Consider the following 5,068-nt stretch of genomic DNA (forward strand, 5'->3'; position numbering starts at 1 on the left):
GTCCAACACCAGGCCGCCGGGCCGCTGACGATCGGCTTCGCCGCGTTCACGCTTTGGCGCAACGCTGACGAGGCCGAATTTCGGGCGCGGATTTCCATGGCGGGCGATCCGGCCGAATGGCCGCTCGGGATCCTCGCGAACATCGACTTGCTCTGCGCGGTGCCGCATTGGGACTGGGAGTTCCGGCATTTTCCGAGACCGGCGACGCGGGCGCTGGCGCGGCGGCTGGCGGGTTACGGCGTGCGGCTGATCGCCGGCCACCACGCCCATGTCGTGCAGCCGCTCGAGCGCATCGACGATGCGATCGTGGCCTACGGTCTCGGCGACTTCCTCGGCACGGCTTTTGCCAGGCAGCCATGGCCCGGCCGCATCGGTTCGATCCTGGTCGTCGACGTCCGCACGGACACAGCCGCGCGAGGCAAGATTGCCGCTTACAAACTGCATTTCTTCATGCGCCTCGCCAAAGGCGGCCATGAGCAGCTGGTGCCGGTGGAGGCGCTGAAGGAGGAATTGTTGAAGCGGAAGGTTACCGAACGCCTGAGCGCGATCTTTTCCGGCTGACAGCCGACTGCTGACCGGGCCGACTGGCCGCGGCGAGCTTGCCGCAAAGGCAGTTGTAATGCCTTGGATGCAGTTCAGCAGTCGAAGCCGTATTGGGTGCGCATGTAATCCGCTTCTTCCTTGGACATTTTCTTGAACATCACGCAGACGGTGAAGCTGCCGACCTGATGGCCGTCCCTGGCGTATCCCCAGTCGGAGATATCGTCCTTGGAGAATTCGATGTTCTGGCCGAATACCACGTTGCGGACGAGTTTAGGCTCGTTCGCCAATATGCCGACAAAGCCGGTGGCGGTCCGCTTGAAGGGGATGACCCAGAAATGCTCCGTCGCATGTCCGTCGACCACCATGACCTTCAGCTTGAACCTGCCGGTTCCCGGCGGCGGCGCGTCGGACAAAGCCAGGAAGTCGTCCAGGCTGGATCGTGCCTTTGCAATCGCCGCCGCCATTTCGGCATCGTCCGGGGCTACCATCACCGTTTTGTCGTCACCCTGATCGGTGTCCTGCGCTCGAACAGGCAAGGGCGCGAGTGCCAGTAACAAGCTTAGTGTGGCGCGAACGGCAAAGGTCATGAAGCCCCCCAACTCCAGGTAGGCGCTCATCTTCCCGCATCGTGCCGGCATTATCAATCAGGCACTGCATTGTTCCGACGCGCCAGCGGCGGCCTTCGTCTGCAGCGTTCCGGTACCCCTATGGTTTTTGCCGGGTGTGGTCAGTCTATCCGTCACGAGCGGATGGTAACGGGAACGGAAGCGCTCTCGGTCGTCAAAGAGTCGAAAGCGCCGACCGCCGGAGAGGACAGGACATGCGAATGAAACTTGGTGCCACGGCGATGATCCCGGCAAGGATGCAGACGTGACCTTGCCCGGCGGTAAGAGGGCCAGGGTGCGGCTCGACCGCAACGACTTCGACACTTTGTCCGGCGGCAGGTTTTCCTTTGTTCATCCGAGCAGCATTTCCGTCACCAAGACGGATCTCGGCGAGAGCATCACCCAATACCTCGCTGCCTCGGCCCTCGGCACCGTCGTCGTGGTGCAGGAATACGGCAAGATGAATCCGGTGTCGCTCAATCAGCTGATGCTGCAGGAGATGACCAAGGAGTCGGTTCAGGCGGGCGGCACGCTGATACAGGAGCCGACGACCCGCAAGTCGCCGACGGCAAGCAGTTGACCGGCATCAAAGCCACGGTGAAGACGCGTACCGACAAGGCCGATTTCGAGATCGTCGGCTTCGGTCTTGCCGATCAGGGGCTGCTGTTCATCACGCGCATCGGCGATCAGGACACCGCAACCGAGCAACCGATGATCGACAAATTCTGGCAGACGCTGAAGGTCAAACTGTAAGGCGCGCTGATATTCAAGTGCCTGGAATACCGGTTTCGTGCGCTTCCGGTGCTGGATTACAGCCCGCTCGGCACCAGTCCCGCCAGCCAGTTCGCCGATCGCTTTGCCATGTCCACCGTCGCGTTGGCCGCGCGGCCGAGATCGGTCTTGACCACGGCATAACCAGCCTTGGTGCGATAGAGCACGGCGCTGCCGCCGTCGACCGCGGCCTCGAAGGCAACAGGCCGCGCGGCTTCCGTCTCGCTGGCCGTCACCGTCGTGCCGACCGGAACGCTCGGCCGACGGCTGAACTCGGGCGGCAATGGGGCAATGGGTTCGACGACGCTGTTCGGCGGCCTCAGCTCCGGCCTTGACGCTTTGGCTGCGAGCTCCGAAGTCGATGCCGACCCTTTGGTGCGGCAGATGCCGGAAACCAGCGGATAATTGAAATTGCGCTGATGCAGCATCTGGCTCTTCATCGCCGCTTCGCAGTCGGCAATCGTCGCCCATTTGGCGGGAGTCTCGCCGATATACTCGCAGAGCTTGGCGTCGCAGTCGCAGCCGACAATGGTCATGGCGACAAGGGCGGTCTTGATCACGGTCTTGTCCCTTTAAACTTCGTTCCCAGGCGATCAATCGCCGGGGAACAAGGCGGGATTTGGCCGCGATTGTGAATTGAGAGTGTCGGCGCGTTGCTTGGCTTGCGACTGTGGCGGGGAAGCATCAGTGGCAGATGCTGGGGAGGTGCAGGACGCTGGGAAAGGGCCGGTGAAAGGGGCAGCCCAAAAAACAGTCGGCGCTGGGATTGCTCCCAGCGCCTCCCTGTCAGATCAGGAACCGGTTACGGCAGCAACTTCCGTAAAGTCGTCGCGCCAGGCCGGCCTTGATTTTGACGGTCCTGCCAGTCGCCACCCGAAGGCAGCGTCCGTTCCAGACCACGCCGATCTCCACCCTTGCGGGCTTTGCCGGCGCACCATCGAAGGTTTCACCCGCCTTCATGGCAGCATCGGTCCGCCGTCGGCGTTCGCACGCTTTCCGCGGCACCCGTAGGTCTCGGCATCCGTCCCTCCAGCAGGCGAACCTGCTCTCGTTCTGGGCCGTACGGGCCTCAGGAAATCCGCCTTGCGCTTCTGCCTTTCGGCCGGGGCGTTCGGTAGCCGCCTGAGATGGGTTCAATGTATGCCGGGTAAGGAATTTGCGGAATAGACGCGGACCTGTGGATAGCGGGATTATCGGGGACCGATGCGACAAGTCTCGGAATTTGCGGGCCGAACGCCTTAGACAGCCTGTCCCCATTTTCCGCGGTCCTTTCGACGATGAGCCTTGCCCCGCCAGTCAGCCCGCGTTTGAATGCCGGCAAAGTGCTGTGGCGCTGCATCAGCCGAGTCGCCTTGCGCTTCCACGCAATAGGCCTCGGGGGAGATCAGGTTGAAGGTCGGGGTGGTTCTCAATCCGATAGCGGGAGGGGGCAAGCTCAAGCGGCATTGGTCCGAAGCCGCCGCATCGCTCAAGAGGCATTTCGGCGATTTCGAGCTGCGCGAGACGCAGACCAGCGGCGACGCCGAGCGATTGGCAATCGACCTCGCGGCCAGCGGGTGCGATCTGGTGATCGCGGCCGGCGGCGACGGAACCGCCAGCGAGGTGGCGGACGGGCTGCTGCAGGCACAGCATGAGACCGGCCGGACCAGCGCGCTCGGCCTTTTGCCCTGCGGCACCGGTATCGATTTCGCCAGAGGGCTCGGCCTGCCCGACGAAATCGAGGAAGCACTGGCGCGTATCGCCGGCGCCGGCGCGCGCAAGGTCGATGCCGGCCGCATCTGCTACATCGACGACCACGGCGCGCTCGCCAGCCGTCACTTCATCAACATCGCCAGCCTCGGCCTCTCCGGCGCCACCGATCGCGCGGTCAATGCGGACAAGCGCAAGGGCAGGGTCTCGGCCAAAGCGCTTTTCTTCTGGCGCACAGTGCTGGAATTCATCCGCTATCGCTTCCAGGAGGTCAGGATCACCATAGACGACGGCGAGCCGGTCGAGGCGCGCATGGCGCTGGTGGCGGTAGCCAACGGGAAATTCTTCGGTGGCGGCATGATGATTGCGCCGGACGCCGATCTGTCCGACGGCCAGTTCGACGTCGTCATCCTGCGCGCCGCCGGCAAGCTTGGGCTGATCCGCGACATCCGTCTCCTCTATGGCGGGCGCCACCGCAACCATCCGGCGATCACCATCCTGCGCGGTCGCAAGGTGCTGGTCGAACCGCTAGGCGACGTTGAGAAGAACGGAGCGCTAGTCGACATAGACGGCGAGTCGCCAGGTCGGATTCCGGCAACTTTCGAGATATTGCCCGGCGCATTGACGCTCAGGTGTTGAATCACCTGCCTGAAGGCTTGATTCCGCCGGTGTGATTAGGCGATTGAAATAGCTGGCTAAAGTTTTGGCGGATTACAGTTCGAGCTTGGCCGGGAAGCCTGGCGCGCGAAGCTCCGTGCCGACCGCATCCTCCAGAAGCTTGACGATCTGGGTCGACCAGGCGCCACCGCCATACTTCTGCCTGCCGACCTCGAAAATCTGGTTGACGAGTGGTGCCAGTTGCAGCGGCACGCGAAAATCCCTGGCAATGCCCAACGCGAAACCGAGATCCTTCAAAGCCAGGTCCATGGTGAAGCCGATGTCGTAGGAGCCGTTCAGGATGAGCTGGCTTTCGGTCTCGTGGACGAAGCTGTTGCCGGAAGAGGCGACGATGGCGTGATAGGCCTGGGCGAGGTCGAGCCCGCCCTGGTTGGCGAGCATCAATGCCTCGCCGGCGGCGACCAGATGGATGAAGGCCAGCATGTTGGTGATGACCTTGATCACCGCCCCCGAGCCGACCGGTCCCATCAGGAACGATTTGGCGCACATTGCCTGGATCGCCGGCCGGTGGCGCTCGTAGAGCGCGGCGTCCCCTCCCACCAGCGCGGTGATCTTTCCTGCCGCCGCCAAGTGCACGCCGCCGGTGACCGGACATTCCAGCGTCTCGACACCTTTCGCCGAAGCAAGTGCGGCCAGCCGCAGGATCTCGTCGCGGCCATTGGTCGACATTTCGATCCAGGTGCCGCCGGCGGCCAGGCCGTCCAGCAATCCGTCAGAACCGGCGAGCACAGCTTCGCTCACTTTCGGCGAGGGCAGGCAGGTGATCGCATTGCCGGCGCGGG

The 5,068-nt window shown here is 63.2% G+C and carries 7 protein-coding genes; 4 read left to right on the forward strand and 3 right to left on the reverse strand.

From position 1 onward, the window contains the following. A partial coding sequence (locus EOA60_RS18140; RefSeq protein WP_206628157.1) for a CapA family protein occupies positions 1-561 on the forward strand: 561 nt, incomplete at its 5' end. 74 nt (positions 562-635) lie between these two features. On the opposite strand, the gene EOA60_RS18145 is transcribed toward EOA60_RS18140, so the two are convergent. Then, complete coding sequence (locus EOA60_RS18145) at positions 636-1,160, reverse strand: DUF2314 domain-containing protein (RefSeq protein ID WP_348627470.1); 525 nt, start codon at positions 1,158-1,160, stop codon at positions 636-638. 253 nt (positions 1,161-1,413) lie between these two features. On the opposite strand from EOA60_RS18145, the gene EOA60_RS39075 reads away from it, so the two are divergent. Continuing rightward, the gene (locus tag EOA60_RS39075; protein ID WP_245322259.1) at positions 1,414-1,728 is read left to right on the forward strand and encodes a hypothetical protein; all 315 of its coding nucleotides are present in this window, start codon (positions 1,414-1,416) and stop codon (positions 1,726-1,728) included. After that, positions 1,725-1,901 (forward strand): hypothetical protein, encoded by a 177-nt coding sequence (locus tag EOA60_RS39080; RefSeq protein ID WP_245322258.1) that lies wholly within the window; start codon positions 1,725-1,727, stop codon positions 1,899-1,901. The genes EOA60_RS39075 and EOA60_RS39080 overlap by 4 nt, the downstream gene beginning before the upstream one ends. 56 nt (positions 1,902-1,957) lie before the next feature. On the opposite strand, the gene EOA60_RS18155 is transcribed toward EOA60_RS39080, so the two are convergent. Next, a complete protein-coding gene (locus EOA60_RS18155) occupies positions 1,958-2,479 on the reverse strand; it encodes a hypothetical protein (protein ID WP_095823250.1) in 522 nt (173 codons plus the stop codon). A gap of 829 nt (positions 2,480-3,308) precedes the next feature. Between EOA60_RS18155 and EOA60_RS18160 the strand changes: the two genes are divergently transcribed. Next, complete coding sequence (locus tag EOA60_RS18160; RefSeq protein WP_095823249.1) at positions 3,309-4,247, forward strand: diacylglycerol kinase family protein; 939 nt, start codon at positions 3,309-3,311, stop codon at positions 4,245-4,247. Positions 4,248-4,319: 72 nt separating this feature from the next. Here the strand turns inward: EOA60_RS18160 and EOA60_RS18165 are convergent. After that, positions 4,320-5,068, reverse strand: a 749-nt coding sequence (locus tag EOA60_RS18165) for an NAD(P)-dependent oxidoreductase (RefSeq protein ID WP_164899384.1), incomplete at its 5' end; no start/stop codon positions are given.

The organism is Mesorhizobium sp. M1A.F.Ca.IN.020.06.1.1 (assembly GCF_004023265.1).
In the GTDB taxonomy this organism is placed as follows: domain Bacteria; phylum Pseudomonadota; class Alphaproteobacteria; order Rhizobiales; family Rhizobiaceae; genus Mesorhizobium.

What these genes read in the sequence shown, in the direction of transcription:
- EOA60_RS18145 (WP_348627470.1), bottom strand. Translation starts at nt 1,160, where the DNA reads ATGAGCGCCTACCTGGAGTTGGGGGGCTTCATGACCTTTGCCGTTCGC.